This is a genomic window from Streptomyces africanus (assembly GCF_030816955.1).
Classification (GTDB): domain Bacteria; phylum Actinomycetota; class Actinomycetes; order Streptomycetales; family Streptomycetaceae; genus Streptomyces; species Streptomyces africanus.
The window spans coordinates 2034161-2049669 of the sequence record NZ_JAUSYP010000001.1; the positions used below are offsets into that span (position 1 = coordinate 2034161).

The 15509-nt window shown below is 70.6% G+C and carries 12 protein-coding genes and 2 pseudogenes; 9 read left to right on the forward strand and 5 right to left on the reverse strand.

Annotated elements, in window-relative coordinates:
* Window positions 1-48: 48 nt before the first annotated feature.
* Window positions 49-912, reverse strand: coding sequence for a helix-turn-helix domain-containing protein (locus QF034_RS09520; protein ID WP_307179843.1), 864 nt, complete (start codon window positions 910-912; stop codon window positions 49-51).
* A 115-nt stretch (window positions 913-1027) separates the two neighbouring features.
* Between QF034_RS09520 and QF034_RS09525 the strand changes: the two genes are divergently transcribed.
* A complete protein-coding gene (locus QF034_RS09525) occupies window positions 1028-1591 on the forward strand; it encodes a YceI family protein (RefSeq protein WP_307174516.1) in 564 nt (187 codons plus the stop codon).
* A 65-nt stretch (window positions 1592-1656) separates the two neighbouring features.
* On the opposite strand, the gene uvrA is transcribed toward QF034_RS09525, so the two are convergent.
* Entirely contained in the window at window positions 1657-4680 is a 3024-nt protein-coding gene (gene uvrA / locus QF034_RS09530; protein ID WP_307174517.1) for an excinuclease ABC subunit UvrA, read from the reverse strand.
* 223 nt (window positions 4681-4903) lie between these two features.
* On the opposite strand from uvrA, the gene QF034_RS09535 reads away from it, so the two are divergent.
* Window positions 4904-5593: a maleylpyruvate isomerase family mycothiol-dependent enzyme gene (locus QF034_RS09535; RefSeq protein ID WP_307174518.1), complete on the forward strand. Its 690-nt coding sequence runs from the start codon at window positions 4904-4906 to the stop codon at window positions 5591-5593.
* A 35-nt stretch (window positions 5594-5628) separates the two neighbouring features.
* A complete protein-coding gene (locus QF034_RS09540; RefSeq protein WP_307174519.1) occupies window positions 5629-6282 on the forward strand; it encodes an MBL fold metallo-hydrolase in 654 nt (217 codons plus the stop codon).
* 544 nt (window positions 6283-6826) lie between these two features.
* Here the strand turns inward: QF034_RS09540 and QF034_RS09545 are convergent.
* Together QF034_RS09545 and QF034_RS09550 are read right to left on the reverse strand one after the other, a co-directional pair.
* Window positions 6827-8458 (reverse strand): MFS transporter, encoded by a 1632-nt coding sequence (locus tag QF034_RS09545; protein ID WP_307174520.1) that lies wholly within the window; start codon window positions 8456-8458, stop codon window positions 6827-6829.
* 94 nt (window positions 8459-8552) lie between these two features.
* Window positions 8553-9573 (reverse strand): annotated as a pseudogene (locus QF034_RS09550) (NAD(P)/FAD-dependent oxidoreductase).
* Window positions 9574-9992: 419 nt separating this feature from the next.
* Here QF034_RS09550 and QF034_RS09555 point away from each other — a divergent pair.
* From QF034_RS09555 to QF034_RS09575, 5 genes and pseudogenes are all read left to right on the forward strand, one after another.
* Window positions 9993-10616, forward strand: coding sequence for a TetR/AcrR family transcriptional regulator (locus tag QF034_RS09555; protein WP_307174521.1), 624 nt, complete (start codon window positions 9993-9995; stop codon window positions 10614-10616).
* Window positions 10617-10736: 120 nt separating this feature from the next.
* Window positions 10737-10916: pseudogene (locus QF034_RS09560) on the forward strand (MBL fold metallo-hydrolase); the annotation flags it as partial.
* A gap of 329 nt (window positions 10917-11245) precedes the next feature.
* Entirely contained in the window at window positions 11246-12124 is an 879-nt protein-coding gene (locus tag QF034_RS09565) for an ABC transporter substrate-binding protein (protein WP_307174522.1), read from the forward strand.
* Complete coding sequence (locus tag QF034_RS09570) at window positions 12121-13023, forward strand: amino acid ABC transporter permease (RefSeq protein ID WP_307174523.1); 903 nt, start codon at window positions 12121-12123, stop codon at window positions 13021-13023. Before QF034_RS09565 ends, QF034_RS09570 begins: the two co-directional genes overlap by 4 nt.
* Window positions 13020-13781, forward strand: coding sequence for an amino acid ABC transporter ATP-binding protein (locus QF034_RS09575; protein ID WP_307174524.1), 762 nt, complete (start codon window positions 13020-13022; stop codon window positions 13779-13781). Before QF034_RS09570 ends, QF034_RS09575 begins: the two co-directional genes overlap by 4 nt.
* A gap of 24 nt (window positions 13782-13805) precedes the next feature.
* Here QF034_RS09575 and aroQ read toward each other — a convergent pair whose 3' ends face one another.
* Window positions 13806-14279 (reverse strand): type II 3-dehydroquinate dehydratase, encoded by a 474-nt coding sequence (gene aroQ, locus QF034_RS09580; protein WP_307174525.1) that lies wholly within the window; start codon window positions 14277-14279, stop codon window positions 13806-13808.
* A 103-nt stretch (window positions 14280-14382) separates the two neighbouring features.
* Here aroQ and QF034_RS09585 point away from each other — a divergent pair, with 103 nt between their 5' ends.
* Window positions 14383-15429: a S66 family peptidase gene (locus QF034_RS09585; RefSeq protein ID WP_307174526.1), complete on the forward strand. Its 1047-nt coding sequence runs from the start codon at window positions 14383-14385 to the stop codon at window positions 15427-15429.
* The last annotated feature ends 80 nt before the right edge of the window (window positions 15430-15509 follow it).

A 15509-nucleotide genomic window follows, 5' to 3' on the forward strand; every position in this document is an offset into this window, starting at 1 on the left:
GCGCGGACGGCAGGAAAACGTCCTCCCGTACGCGTCCCGTGGCGTCGCTCAGCCGGCCTCCCCCACGGCCCGCAGCGCGCCGGGGCGACGGCCGTTGAGGCGGTCCAGGGCGGCGGCCGTGGCGTCGTCCGCGGGCAGGTGGACGATCACGCGCTGACCCTCGTCGGGCAGCGCGAACGTCTCGTGCAGCAGGCGCAGCGATCCGGCCTCCGGGTGCTCGATGTGCTGGGAGCCGGTCCGCCGCGGCGTCACGGCCAGGTCCGCGAACCGGTCGGCGAAGTCCGCCCCCGCCGTCACCGTCAGCTCGTCGGCCAGCTCGGCGAGGTGCGGGTCCCGCAGGGGGACGCCGTGCCGGAGCCGGGCGACGAGGTCATCGGCCACCCGGTCCCAGTCGCGGTAGGCGCTGCGGGCCCGCTCGTCGGTGAACAGGTACCGCAGCAGGTTGGGGCGCTCGTCGTCGAGCAGGCCGATGGGACCGACCAGGCGTTCGTAACCGGTCGTGTGGGCGAGGACGTCGCCGATCCAGTTGACCACCAGTGCGGGAGCCGGCTCCAGGTGGTCCAGCACGGCCTGGACGGTGGGGCGCGCCGTGTGGCTGAGCGACGGGGCCGCCGCGCAGATCAGCGGGTCGCCGCCGTCCGCCTCCTTGGTCAGGCGGCGCAGCAGCATCCGGTCGACGAGAGACAGGTTCAGGGCGTCGGCGAGTGCGCCGAGCACCTGGGCGGACGGGTGGCGGTCGCGCCCCTGTTCCAGCCGGGTGAGGTACTCGACGCTGATGCCCGCGAGCGTGGCCAGCTCGGCGCGGCGCAGGCCCGGGGTGCGGCGGCGCGGGCCGGTGGGCAGGCCCACCTCGGCGGGGCTGACGGCTTCACGCCAGGTGCGCAGGAACGTGCCCAACTCGTTGTCGCTCACCTTGTTGTCGCTCACCCGCCGAACGTACCCTCCCCGCGCGTGGGGAGGGTGTCCCTGCCACTACCAGGCTCCGGCCGGTCTCCCTCACGGGCCGCGCGCCCCTCAGAGTGGAGCCATGACGAATGACACCGCTACCGCCGCTTCCGCCACCGCTCTGCCGCTGGCCCCGGGGCACTGGGCCCTTGACCCGTTCCACTCCTCCGTGGGCTTCACCATCCGTCACCTGGGCATCGCCAAGGTGCGGGGGCGCTTCGAACGGCTGGAGGCCGACCTGTTCGTCGGGGAGCGCGTCGAGGACGTGCGGGTCTCCGCGACCGTCGATCTGGCCTCGATCGACACCGGCAACGCCGACCGGGACGCGCATGTCCGCGCCTCCGACCTGCTCGACGTCGAGAAGCGCCCGACGATGACGTACCGCTCGACGCGTGTGTCGGGTGCGGGCGAGGACTGGACGATGGAGGGCGAGCTGACCATCGGCGAGGTGACCCGCCCGGTGACGCTCGCCGTGGAGTTCGGCGGGCTGGTCGATGTGCCCATGGACGGCAGCCGGCACGCCGGCTTCGAGGCGACGGGCGAGATCCGGCGCAGCGAGTTCGGGCTCGACTTCGCTCCCGGTCTGCTCGGGGAAGTGGTGAAGATCCAGCTCGACATGCAGTTCGTGGAACCGAAGAACGCCTGATCAGCACGCAGACGCGCCGTGCCCCGCAAGGAACTCCCTGTGGGGCACGGCGCGTCGGCGAGCTGTCAGCTCTTGGCCGTCCGCGTCGTCTTCTTCGCGGCGGCCTTGGTGGGCTTGGCGGCTGTCTTCTTGGCGGCGGTGCTGTCGACCGTCCTGGAGGCGGTCTTCTTCGCCCTGGTCTGTGCCGGGACCGTCTTCTTCGCCGCCGTCTTGCTCGGGGCCTTCACCGAGGACGCGTCGCTGATCCGGTCGGCGCCGAGGACCTCGCGCAGGAACTTGCCGGTGTGGCTGGCCGGGACCGCGGCGACCTCCTCGGGCGTGCCCTCGGCGACGACCAGGCCGCCGCCGGCGCCGCCTTCGGGACCCATGTCGACGACCCAGTCGGCGGTCTTGATCACGTCGAGATTGTGCTCGATGACGATGACCGTGTTGCCCTTGTCGACCAGTCCGGACAGGACCGTCAGCAGCTTGCTGATGTCCTCGAAGTGCAGACCGGTGGTCGGCTCGTCCAGGACGTAGACCGTGCGGCCGGTGGAGCGGCGCTGGAGCTCGCTGGCGAGCTTGACCCGCTGGGCCTCACCGCCGGACAGGGTGGTCGCGGACTGGCCGAGCCGGACGTAGCCGAGGCCGACGTCCTTGAGGGTCTTCATGTGGCGGGAGATCGCGGGGACCGCCTCGAAGAACTCCGTGGCCTCCTCGATCGGCATGTTCAGGACGTCGGCGATGGACTTGCCCTTGTAGTGGACCTCCAGGGTCTCCCGGTTGTACCGGGCGCCGTGGCAGACCTCGCACGGGACGTAGACGTCCGGGAGGAAGTTCATCTCGATCTTGATCGTGCCGTCGCCCGCGCAGTTCTCGCAGCGGCCGCCCTTGACGTTGAAGGAGAAGCGGCCGGGCAGGTAGCCGCGGACCTTCGCCTCGGTGGTCTCGGCGAACAGCTTGCGGATGTGGTCGAAGACGCCGGTGTACGTCGCCGGGTTGGAGCGGGGGGTGCGGCCGATGGGCGACTGGTCCACGTGCACGACCTTGTCGACGAGGTCGTCGCCGTCCACGCGCGTGTGCCGCCCGGGCACGTTCCTCGCGCCGTTCAGCTCGCGGGCCAGGTGCGTGTACAGGATGTCGTTGACCAGGGTCGACTTGCCGGAGCCGGACACGCCGGTGACGGCGGTGAACACCCCCAGCGGGAACGAGACGTCGATGTCCTGGAGGTTGTTCTCCCGGGCGCCGTGCACCGTGAGCTGCCGGGACGGGTCGATCGGGCGCCGGATGTCGGGCAGCGGGATGGCCTTCTTGCCGGACAGGTACTGACCGGTCTGCGACTCGGCGTTGGCGAGCAGCTCCTTCAGGGAGCCGCTGTGCACGACCTTGCCGCCGTGCTCACCGGCGCCGGGGCCGATGTCGACGACCCAGTCGGCGGTCTTGATGGTGTCCTCGTCGTGCTCGACGACGATGAGCGTGTTGCCCATGTCGCGCAGCCGGACCAGGGTCTCGATCAGCCGGTGGTTGTCACGCTGGTGCAGGCCGATGGACGGCTCGTCGAGGACGTACAGCACGCCGACGAGCCCGGAGCCGATCTGGGTGGCCAGGCGGATGCGCTGGGCCTCGCCGCCGGACAGCGTGCCGGCCGCGCGGTTCAGGGAGAGGTAGTCCAGGCCGACGTCGACGAGGAACCGGAGCCGCTCGTTGACCTCCTTCAGGACGCGCTCGGCGATCTTCTTGTCGCGGGCGCTGAGCTTCAGCTCCCTCAGGAAGTCGGCGCAGTCGCTGATCGACATCGCGGAGACCTCCGCGATGGACTTGTCCATGATCGTGACCGCGAGGACGATCGGCTTCAGGCGCGTGCCCTCACAGGTCGGGCAGGGCACCTCGCGCATGTAGCCCTCGAAGCGCTCACGGCTGGCGTCGCTCTCGGCCTCGCTGTGCCGGCGCTTGACGAACGGGACGGCGCCCTCGAAGGCCGTCGTGTACCGGCGCTCGCGCCCGTAGCGGTTGCGGTAGCGGACCTCGACCTGCGTCTTGTGGCCGTGCAGCAGGGCCTTCCTGGCGCGCTGCGGCAGGCCCGCGAAGGGGATGTCCGTACGGAAGCCCAGGGCGTCGGCCAGGGCGCCGATGAGGCGGCCGAAGTAGTCCTTGGTGTGGCCGTGCGACCAGGGGTGGATGGCACCCTCGTCGAGGCTCTTGTCCGGGTCCGGGACGATGAGCTCCGGGTCGACCTCCATGCGCGTGCCGATGCCGGAGCAGTCCGGGCAGGCGCCGAAGGGCGAGTTGAACGAGAAGGAGCGGGGCTCCAGCTCCTCGAAGGACAGGTCGTCGTACGCGCAGTACAGGTGCTCCGAGTACATGCGCTCGCGCTCGGGGTCGTCCTCGGGGAGGTCGACGAAGTCGAGCACGACCATGCCGCCGGACAGGCCGAGGGCGGTCTCGACGGAGTCGGTGAGACGGCGCTTGGCGCTGTCCTTCACCGTGAGGCGGTCGACGACCACCTCGATGGTGTGCTTCTCCTGCTTCTTCAGCGTGGGCGGGTTGGACAGCTGGATGGTCTCGCCGTCCACCCGCGCGCGGGAGTAGCCCTTGGTCTGGAGGTCGGCGAAGAGGTCGACGAACTCGCCCTTGCGCTCGCGCACCAGCGGCGACAGCACCTGGAAGCGGCTGCCCTCCGGCAGCTCCAGGACCTTGTCGACGATGGCCTGCGGCGACTGGCGGGTGATCGGGCGGCCGCACTCGGGGCAGTGCGGCTTGCCGATGCGCGCGAAGAGCAGACGGAGGTAGTCGTAGACCTCGGTGATGGTGCCGACCGTGGAGCGCGGGTTGCGCGAGGTCGACTTCTGGTCGATGGAGACGGCCGGGGACAGGCCCTCGATGAAGTCGACGTCGGGCTTGTCCATCTGGCCGAGGAACTGCCGGGCGTACGAGGAGAGCGACTCCACGTAGCGCCGCTGTCCCTCGGCGAAGATGGTGTCGAAGGCCAGCGAGGACTTGCCCGACCCCGACAGGCCCGTGAAGACGATGAGCGAGTCGCGCGGGAGGTCGAGCGAGACGTTCTTGAGATTGTGCTCGCGCGCTCCACGAACGATGAGACGGTCGGCCACGCCGGTCCGCACCTTTCTTGAGAGAAGTGACAGGGGCGGGGCCCCCGTGCTTTCTCAGACTAGGGGGAGCCACTGACAACGCCGGTCGGATTCACGGGTTGCCAACAAACCCCGGCTTTCCAGCATGCCCGACGTCACGTCCGACCATATAGCACGCGCATTCGATTACCGGCACTGCTTCACCACCTTCACCCGAAGGTGTGGCGGAGCTAGGGTCAGCACCATGATTGATCACGGTCATGACCTGGCGTCTGTACATGCCGCTACGGAACGGCTGCTCATCGCAGTCGGCAAACTGGACAACGCCTCTGTGACGCAGCCGTCACGGCTTCCCGGCTGGACCCGGGGCCATGTGCTGGCCCACCTCGCCCGCAACGCGGACGCTCTCGTGAACGTCCTCGAAGGCCGTCCCATGTACGTCTCCGGCGAGGCCCGGGACGCCGACATCGAGCGGGACGCCCCGCGCCCGCTCGACGTCCACCTCGCCGACCTGCGCGAGAGCGCGGCCCGCTTCCAGGAGGCCGGGGCCGCTCCGGCGGACTGGTCGCGCACGGTGGAGCTGCGTAACGGGGTCACGGACTCGGCGTCGCGGGTGCCGTTCCGGCGGTGGGTGGAGGTGGAGCTGCATCACGTGGACCTGGGGACCGGGTACGAGCTGGAGGACTTGCCTGCGGACTTCACGGAGCGGGAGATCGCCTTCCTCGCCGACCGGTTCGCCGGGCATCGCGACGTACCGTCCACGCGCCTCACGGACGGCACGCGCGCGTGGAGCACGGGACGGGAGGCCGACGACGGGCCCGGGGTGACCGTCACCGGCTCCCCGGCGGACCTGCTGGGCTGGCTCGCCGGCCGCCGTTCGGGAGCCGCGCTGACGGTGGACGGCGGAGCGCTTCCGGCCCTGCCCCCGCTGTAGGACCCGGGCCGCTTCCCCGCTATAGGCTGGCGCTCATGACGTACAGCGGACAGGTGACGGTCGGCGGACCTGCCGACGTGCACGAGCTCAAGGACCTGATGATCACCAAGATCGCGGTCGGTCCGATGAACAACAACGCCTATCTGCTGCGCTGCCGGGCCACGGACGAGCAGCTGCTGATCGACGCCGCCAACGAGGCGGGGACGCTGCTCGGCATGATCGGTGACGACGGCATCGCGTCCGTCGTCACCACCCACCAGCACGGCGACCACTGGCAGGCGCTCGCCGAGGTCGTAACGGCCACCGGCGCCCGCACGTACGCGGGCCGGGACGACGCCGACGGCATCCCGGTGCCGACCGACGTGCTGGTCGACGACGGCGACACCATCCGGGTGGGGCACGTGGAGCTCACCGCGCGCCACCTGGTCGGGCACACGCCCGGTTCGATCGCCCTCGTCTACGACGACCCGCACGGGCATCCCCATGTGTTCACCGGGGACTGCCTCTTCCCGGGGGGCCCTGGCCGGACAACACAGGCCGCAGAGTTCAACTCCCTGATGAACGGCCTGGAGACCAAGCTGTTCGACGTCCTTCCGGACGAGACCTGGATCTATCCCGGCCACGGCAACGACACCACCATCGGCACGGAGCGGCCCCACCTCGCGGAGTGGCGCGCACGAGGCTGGTAACCGTCCAACGCCGACCGCCCCTGTTTCGAAACCGAAGCGGGGGCGGTCGCGCATTCAGGCCCGTTCCGCGCTCGGGAGGGTCATGCCCCACGGACGGTGGCCTCCAGAGCACCGTCACCGACGCCGGCAGCGGTGACCGTCATGATCAGGGGGACTGTTGCATGGGCTGCGGTCTGCCGGGCCGGGTTCACCTGGCAGGCAGCGGAACCTCCCACTTCTCCGCAATCCATCCCTTCGGCTCCCAGCCGTACTACGGGCTCGAAACACCCGCACGCAGCTGCAGGCCGCGCTCAAGCGGGCTGCGACCGCCGCTGTCACCTCACGGCCCTTGGCCTCCGGGCCGCCCGCAGGAGAGCCCGGGGCGGCCCGGAGGCCAAAGACGGTGAGGTGTTCCGGCAGAGGATCCGCGTGGCCGTGGACCGTGGACCACGCCCGCGCCCTGCGCGTCTCGCGCCGCCGGGCTCCTGCCCGACGCGCCTGGCGGGCGACCCGGCGGAGGCGGTGCCCGTCGCTCCGGCGATCCGGTGGACGCCCCGTCGGCGATCTAGTGGGTGGACCCGGTGTGCTCCCGCACAGTCGCCGCCTCGCTCGCCGCCGTCCCGGCCCCCGGCTCGGCGCTCTGCTTCGCGAAGCCGCGCCGGCCCGGCAGGACCGCGAGGACGATCAGTGTTCCGGCGGCCATGATGATCCCGCCGATGAGGCTGGTCTGGGCGACTCCGTGGGCGAAGGCCTGGTGGACGGCGTCCACGGCGGCCTGGGCCTGCTGGGGCCCGGCGGAGGGATCCTGCGCGACCCGCTCCGCGACGGCCAGGCCGGCGCCGACCGAGTCCTTGGCGGTCTCCATCGCCTCGCCCGGGAGCCGGTTGCCCACCAGGTCGGTCAGCTCGTCCCGGTAGGCCGTGCCCAGCAGCGAGCCCAGCACCGCGATGCCCAGCGCCCCGCCCAGTTCGAGCGCGGTGTCGTTGACACCGCCGCCGACGCCCAGCTCGGACTCGGGGAAGGAGCCCATGATCGTGTCGGTAGCCGGGGAGATGGCCAGTCCGAGCGCGAGGCCCAGCATCATCAGCGGCGCCAGGAAGTCCCCGTACGTCGACCCCTTGTCGATCTGGGTGAGCAGGAACATGCCCGCCGTGCCGATGGCCATGCCGGTCACGACCATCACCTTCACCCCCAGCTTCGGGGTGAACAACCCGGTCAGGGCGGACCCGAGGAACACCGCACCGCCCAGCGGCAGCAGCCGTAGGCCCGTGTCCAGGGCGTCGTAGCCGAGGACGAACTGCAGGAACTGCGTCGAGTAGTAGATCACGGCGAACATACCGAAGAAGAAGAACAGCACCGCGAGCATCGCGCCGCTGAAGGGCCGCAGCGCGAACTTTCGGACGTCCAGCATCGGGTGCGGGTGCCGCAGCTCCCAGGCGACGAAGGCGACCAGACCGGCACCGGCGACCACGGCGGCGGTGACGGGGCCGGCGCCCCAGCCGGAGTGCGGGCCCTCGATGGCGGCGTAGATCAGGGAGCCGACGGTGACGATCGACAGCAGACCACCGACGTAGTCGATCCGGCCCATGCCCTCCGCCTTGGACGGCGGTACCAGGGCGAGCGCGCCGAACACGGCGAGGACGGCGATCGGCACGTTGATCAGGAAGGTCGAGCCCCAGGCGTGGTCCTCGAGCAGCCAGCCGGAGACCAGCGGGCCGACGGCTACCGCCAGCCCGGAGGTCGCGGCCCAGGCGGTGATGGCCTTGGCCCGCTCGCTCCGGGGGAAGGTCGCGACCACCAGGGACAGCGTGGCCGGCATCACGACCGCGGCACCGACACCCATGATCGCGCGGGCCGCGATGACCAGCGAGGTCTCGTCGACCATGCTCCCCATCACCGAACCGCCGGCGAAGATCAGCAGACCCAGCACCAGCGCGCCGCGTCGGCTGTACTTGTCGCCGATCGCGCCCAGCACCAGCATCAGCGCCGCGTACGGAACGGTGTAGGAGTCGACGACCCACTGCAGATCGCTGCTGCTCAGGCCCAGGTCGGTGGTCATGTCGGGGGCGGCGACGATCAGCGACGTGTTCGCCATCACCGTGATCAGCAGGCTCAGGCACAGCACGAGCAGCGCCCACCAGCGCCGCGCGTAAGGCCCGGTCATTTTCTCCACGGGGGTGTTCGCTAGGAAGGGCATCAGTAGCTCCTGAGGGGGACGGGGCGGACGAGCGGAAGCACTTGATTGCCCGTGAGGCGAGCGGGCGACGGGCTGAGATCTCCGGGCTTCAAGATCATCCTGTGGCCCCTTGTGGGCTTCCCTCGGCGATCCCCTGGAGGGCCGCGTCGGTGTCCGCGATGGCCAGCATCCTGTTGATGTCGGCGCCGGCCAGTGCGCCGGCCGCTGCGGAGGCCCCGACCTGGGCGACCAGATCGGTGGCGTTGCCGGCCACCCACACACCCGGCACCTCAGTGGTGCCGGCCGTGCCGGAGGCGAAACCGCGGCCCATGTTCGGCAGGTCCCGCACCGGCAGGCCCAGACCTTCCAGGCCCTGGGTGCGGGCCTGCATCGGCGCGGCGACCGCAACGACGCGGCGGGCCACGACCTGGCCGTCGGCCAGGCGCACCCCGGCGAGGGCACCGTCCTCGTCGTTGACGACCTCGGTGACCGGGGTGTCGATGACGCGGATGCCGCGGGCGGCGAAGCGGGCGCGGCTGTCCTCGTCCAGGTCGGTGCCGTGGGTGAAGTAGGTCAGGTCCTCGGTGAGCTGGCGGAACAAAAACGCGTGGCCGATGGAGGCCGGGCCGGTGGCGAGGATGCCGATGGGCTCGTCGCGCACCTCCCAGCCGTGGCAGTACGGGCAGTGCACCACACTGTGCCCCCAGTGCTCGGCGAGTCCGGGCACCTCCGGCAGCACATCCGTGAGGCCGGTGGCCACCAGGATGCGGCGGGCGGTGATGCGGCGGCCGTCGGCCAGGGTGACGGTGAACCGCAGGTCCCCGTCCGCCGACGGGGCGGCAGGCTCGGCCGAGACCACCTCGCCGAACACGACGCGTCCGCCGTACTGGCGCACCTGCTCCCGGCCCCGTCGAAGGATTTCGGGCGGCGGGGTGCCGTCCAGGGCGATGAGGCCGTGCACGGCCTCCGCGGGCGCGTTGCGCGGGGAGCCGCTGTCGATCACGACGACCGAGCGTTCGGGAGCGGGCGAGGATCAGTGCACCGTTCAGCCCCGCGGCGCCCCCGCCGATCACCACCGCGTCGACGGTCCCCTCGGCCAGTGCGTCGCTCGTGTACGGAGGAGTCGTCACAGCCATGGCCTCCTGCCTTTCCTTGTCAGTCATGGTTCGGTCAGCCCTTCGAGTTCTGGGTGGTTGGAGGGTGGTCAGCTGTTCAGGAAGCCCAGGATGTGGTCGGCGACCGTCTTGGGCTGTTCGAGGTGCAGGAAGCGCCCCGCGCCGAGGACAGCCCGACGTTCGTGATGTACAGATCCAGTCCGGCGATGGAACTCGCCGTCGCCAGGATCGCGAGGATCAGACCGGGCCTTGCCGGCCTGGAAGGCGTCGCAACGTTGGGCGGCGCGGAGGAGTGCAAAGGCATGGGTTGCTCTCCATCGCGCCAGGCGTACACACACCCTGTCCGGTGAGCTCAGGATGGTTGTGTACTGAACAGTCAGAAACCTAGATGGTTCTGTACTGGGTTGTCAATAACGGCGGGTCGGCTTTACCTTCGGTGTATGGCGAGACCACGAAGCTTCGACCGCGACAACGTCCTGCATGCCGCCGAGCGGCAGTTCCGCGCCTCGGGCTACAACGGCACGAGCGTCGACGACATCAGCGCCGCCACCGGCCTGGGCCGCGGCAGCCTCTACGCCGCGTTCGACGGCAAGCACGGCGTGCTGCTGCAGGCGATGGCCGGCTACTTCGCCCGGCTGGGGCAGTTTGCGCCGAAGGCGCTCGCCGGACCGGACGAGGGTGCCCTGGAACGACTGCACGCGTACTTGCTCCGCGCCGTCCACGGGGTGCCACTCGCCGCCGACGTACCCCCCGCCCCTGACCGGGCGGCGGCGGCCTGCTTCGCCGCCAAGATGGCCCTGGAGATCGGCGCCTCCGACTCCGAGGTGAAACGCCTGGCCAACGACTGCTTCTCCGTGCTCGCGACGGCGGTGGCCGAGTGTGTTCGAGCGGCGCAGCGCAACGGCGACATCGACCCCGACGCGGATCCCGACGACCTTGCGTACCTTCTGCTGACCATCATCCGCGGGACCGATGTCGTAGGCGCGTACGGCCACAGTCCCGCCCGCCTGACCTCGATTGCGGAGAGCGCGTTCGCCTTGCTGCCTCGCCCGCGCCACCGCTGAGAAGGGCACGGCCGGCCTCATTGCACAGGCATCTGATGCGGTCGGCCCACTTCGACGCCGCGGAGGCACGGCCCATAGGTTTACGCGCCGCCGTGACCTGGTGTGTTGGCGCGTGCTGTGGTGTTCCCCGGCGGCGTGGGCAACACCCACAAGGATCCCAAGGCGTTCGCCAGCCTCATCCACGATGTGGAGATCAAGGTCTTCGACGTCCTCCCGGACGAGACGTGGGTCTACCCGGGGCACGGCAACGACACCACGCTGGGCGCGGAACGCCCGCAGTTGCCGGAGTGGCGCGCGCGGGTGGTGAGGGACCTCGCGGGGCGTACGCGCGTGGAGCGGTGGGCCGCGCACGCGCCCCGTGTGAACCATTCGCACACGCCGGTGTCGTACATACGCTCCCCCTGCACGTAGTTGCGCAGTCAACTGGTAGCAGCCCCGCGCAGGATGACGGCTCCTGGGCGGATGGGCCGCCGGCCTGTCGATCCCCGCCCTCGGCCGGCGGCCCCGGCGACCGCCGAACTCGGCGCGCGTCACGGAGTGTTCACAAGAACGCAACGCCGGCTCCCACGATGCGAGCAGATGTCGTCGTGACCTCGACAAACGGGTCCGTCGGCTGCCAATCTCGCGCCATGCATCCTGCTCCGCGCGCCCCGCGCCGCGCTGCCGCCGCCGTCACCGTCGCCCTGCTCGCCGCCGCCGTCGGCTGTGCACCGCAGCCGGAGGAGCCCGCGGCCGGTACCTCTTCGGCCGGAAACACGTGCGAGAAGGGCGAGTTGGCCACCCGGACCGCGGGCAAGCTGACGATCGCCACCGACGAACCCGCCTACGAGCCGTGGTTCAAGGACGACGACCCCGCGAGCGGCAAGGGCTTCGAGTCGGCGGTCGCGTACGCCGTCGCCCGGCACCTCGGTTACGGCAAGGACAAGGTCGTCTGGCAGACCGTCCCGTTCAACAAGGCTTTCGCGCCCGGTGAGAAGACGTTCGACTTCGACATCAACCAGGTGTCCGTCAGCGACGAGCGCAAGAAGGCCGTGGACTTCTCGTCCGGCTACTACGACGTGCGCCAGGCCGTCGTCGCCCTGAAGGGCTCCAGGGCGGCGAAGGCGAAAAGCGTCGCGGACCTGAAGGACGTGAAGCTGGGCGCGCAGGTCGGCACCACCAGCCTCGACTACATCGACGACGTGGTGCGGCCCACGCGGGCGGCCGCCGTGTTCGCCAAGAACGACCAGGCCAAGTCCGCGCTGAAGAACGGCCAGGTCGACGCCGTCGTCGTGGACCTGCCGACCGCCTTCTACATCACCGGGGCCGAGATCACGGACGCGACGATCGTCGGCCAGTTCGAGAACCAGGGCGGTACGCCGGAGCAGTTCGGACTCGTGCTCGACAAGGGCAGCGCGCTCACCTCCTGCGTCTCGCGGGCCGTGGACGCGCTGCGCGAGGACGGCACGCTCGCGCAGATCGAGCAGAAGTGGCTGTCGGACGCCGTCGACGCTCCGGTGCTGAAGTGACGGTGGACAAGGAGGAGCCGGCGGTCGGCTCCGGCGAACACGACGCGCGGGACGGCTACGTGCCGTCGCAGCGTCGCCTGGACCGTGAGCGCTACAAGCGCGTCCGCGCCCGGCGCGCCACGGCGATCGGCGCGCTCTCGACCCTCGTCACCGGAGCCGTCCTCTACCTGGTCGTCGTCAACGCCCCCGGCTGGCCGCGCACCAAGGAGACGTTCTTCGACTGGGGGTACGCGCGCGAGGCGCTCCCGAAGGTCCTCGAAGGGCTGTGGCTGAACGTCCGGCTGCTGCTCGTCTGCGGAGCCGCGGTGCTCGTCCTCGGCATGCTGATCGCCGTGGCCCGTACCCTCCGCGGCCCCGTGTTCTTCCCGCTGCGCGTCCTGGCCGCCGCGTACACGGACTTCTTCCGGGGGCTGCCACTGATCATCAACCTCATGATCGTGGTCCTCGGTGTCCCGGCGCTGCGGCTCCAGGGGGTGACCGTCGACCCGGTGCTCCTCGGCGGCACCGCGCTCACCCTGACGTACTCGGCGTACGTCGCCGAGGTGTTCCGGGCCGGCATCGAGTCCGTGCACCCCTCGCAGCGCGCCGCGGCCCGCTCCCTCGGGCTCAGCAACCGGCAGGCGCTGCGGTACGTGGTGCTGCCCCAGGCGGTGCGCCGCCAGGTGCCGCCGCTGCTGAACGACCTGGTGTCGCTGCAGAAGGACACCGGGCTGGTCTCGATCGGGGGCGCGGTGGACGCCGTACGGGCCGCCGACATCATCGTGGGCCGCAGCCTCAACTACACGCCGTACATCGTCGCGGGTCTGGTCTTCGTCGCGCTGACCATCCCCATGACCCGCTTCACGGACTGGGTGACGGCGCGGATGGACCGCCGGCGGGCCCAGGGAGGAATCACATGAGCGACGCGTCCGACGCGCCCGTGTTGCGTATGGAGGCCGTCCGCAAGTCCTTCGGCGGCTCGGTCGTCCTGCGGGACGTCGACCTGGAGGTCGCCCCGCACACGGTCACCGCGCTGATCGGCGCCTCGGGCTCCGGCAAGTCGACGCTGCTGCGGTGCGCGAACCTGCTGGAGGAGATCGACGACGGTGCGATCTGGCTGGACGGCGAGGAGATCACCGACCCGCGCGCCGACCAGGACGCCGTGCGCCGCCGGATCGGCGTGGTCTTCCAGGCGTACAACCTCTTCCCGCACCTGACGGTGCTGGAGAACATCACCCTCGCGCCGCGCCGGGTGCACGGCGTGCCCCGCGCCGAGGCCGAGGCACGCGCGCGTGAACTACTGGAACGGCTCGGGCTCGGCGGGAAGGCGGGCGAGTACCCGGACCGGCTGAGCGGCGGACAGCAACAGCGGGCGGCGATCGTGCGCGCCCTGGCCGTACGCCCCCGGCTGCTGCTGCTCGACGAGATCACCGCCGCCCTCGATCCCGAGCTGGTGGGCGAGGTCCTCACCGTCGTCCGCGGCCTGAAGGACGAGGGCATGACCATGGTGCTGGCCACGCACGAGATGGGCTTCGCGCGGGAGGTCGCCGACCAGGTGTGCTTCCTGGAGGGCGGCGTGGTGCTGGAACGCGGCACCGCCGAGCAGGTCTTCGGGGAACCGCGGCAGGAGCGCACGCGGCGCTTTCTGCGGCGGATCGTGGAGGCGGGGCGGTTGTAGCGGGGCGATCGGCTGCAGGAGAGCTCAGGCGTCGGCGTGCCCCGTCCCGGCCAGCGCCGCGACCCTCTCCACGCCGAAGACGTACCCCTGCACCCCGCACCCCGCGATGACTCCGTCGGCGCGCAGCGAGACGTAGGAGTGGTGCCGGAACGACTCGCGCTTGTGGATGTTGGAGATGTGGACCTCCAACACCGGCATGCCGTCGCAGGTGTTGAGGGCGTCCAGGATGGCGACGGAGGTGTGCGAGTAGGCGCCCGGGTTGATCACGATGCCGCAGTGGTTCAGCCGCGCTTCGTGGATCCAGTCGACCAGCTCGCCCTCGTGGTTGGACTGGCGGAAGTCGACCGTGCCGCCGTGCGCTGCCGCCGCCTTGGCGCACAGGGCCTCGACGTCGGCGAGGGTGTCGGAGCCGTAGATCTCCGGCTGACGCTGGCCGAGGAGGTTCAGGTTGGGGCCGTTGAGGATCATGATCGGGGCGTTGGCCAGGGTGCGGGGCACGGTTCCTCCGGTCCGTTCGGGGTCGGGCGGCCCGGGCGGGACCGCTGCTCGGACCCGGTTTATCACGGTGCGCCGACGGACCGCCGGGCCGTAGCCTCCCGGCATGACGATCCTCTCCTACCCGCCCAAGCCGTCCCCCGGTGACCGCATCGCCGTGCTCTCGCCCTCGTCCGGCCTGCCGGGGCTCTTCCCGCTCCCCTACGAGCTGGGCCTGGAGCGGCTGCGCAAGGAGTACGGGCTGGAGCCGGTCGAGTATCCGGCGACCCGCACGATGGGCTCCACGCCCCAGGAGCGGGCCGACGACATCCACGCGGCCTTCGCAGACCCGGACATCAAGGCGGTCATCGCGTCGATCGGCGGGGACGACCAGATCACCGTGCTGCCGCTGCTGGACCGGGAGTTGATCCGGGCCAACCCGAAGCCGTTCTTCGGGATGAGCGACAACACGAACCTGCTCGCCTACCTCCACAACAGCGGCATCGTCGCCTTTCACGGGGCGAGTGTGATGTGCGAGCTGGGCCGCCCGGTGGCCATGCACCCGCAGACCGCCGAGTCCCTGCGCGCCGCCCTGTTCACCTCCGGCCCGTACGAGCTGCGGCCCGCCGAGCGGTGGCGTGACATCGACCGGGACTGGGCGGACCCGGCGACCTTCGACGCGGAGCCGGAGACCCGGCCCGGGACCGGCTGGACCTGGGTCAACGCCGACCGGGTCGTCGAGGGCCGCAGTTGGGGCGGCTGCCTGGAGATCATCGGCTGGCTGCTGATGGCCGACCGCGAGATCGCGAGCGATCTGTCGGTGTACGACGGTGGCGTGCTGCTCCTGGAGACCTCGGAGGACATGCCGAGCGCCACGGAGGTCTTCTGCACCCTTCGCAACATGGGCGAACGCGGGCTGCTCCAGCGCTTCTCGGCCCTCCTCATGGGCCGCCCGAAGACCTGGTCCTTCGAGCGCCCGAACAGCCCCGAGGAGGCCGGTCGTCACGCGTCCGACCAGCGTGAGGCCGTGCTGCGGGCCATGCGTACCTACGCGCCCGACACCACGATCGTCTTCGACGTGGACTTCGGGCACACCGATCCGCAGCTGGTGATCCCGTACGGCGGCACCGTGCGCGTGGACGGACCGGCCCGGCGCATCACGGTCACGTACTGAGGGCCCCGGGGCCTCCGCGCGCCCCCGTAACCCACCGTCACGGTGGGTAGTTGACGCGGCATGCACGACGTACGCACCGT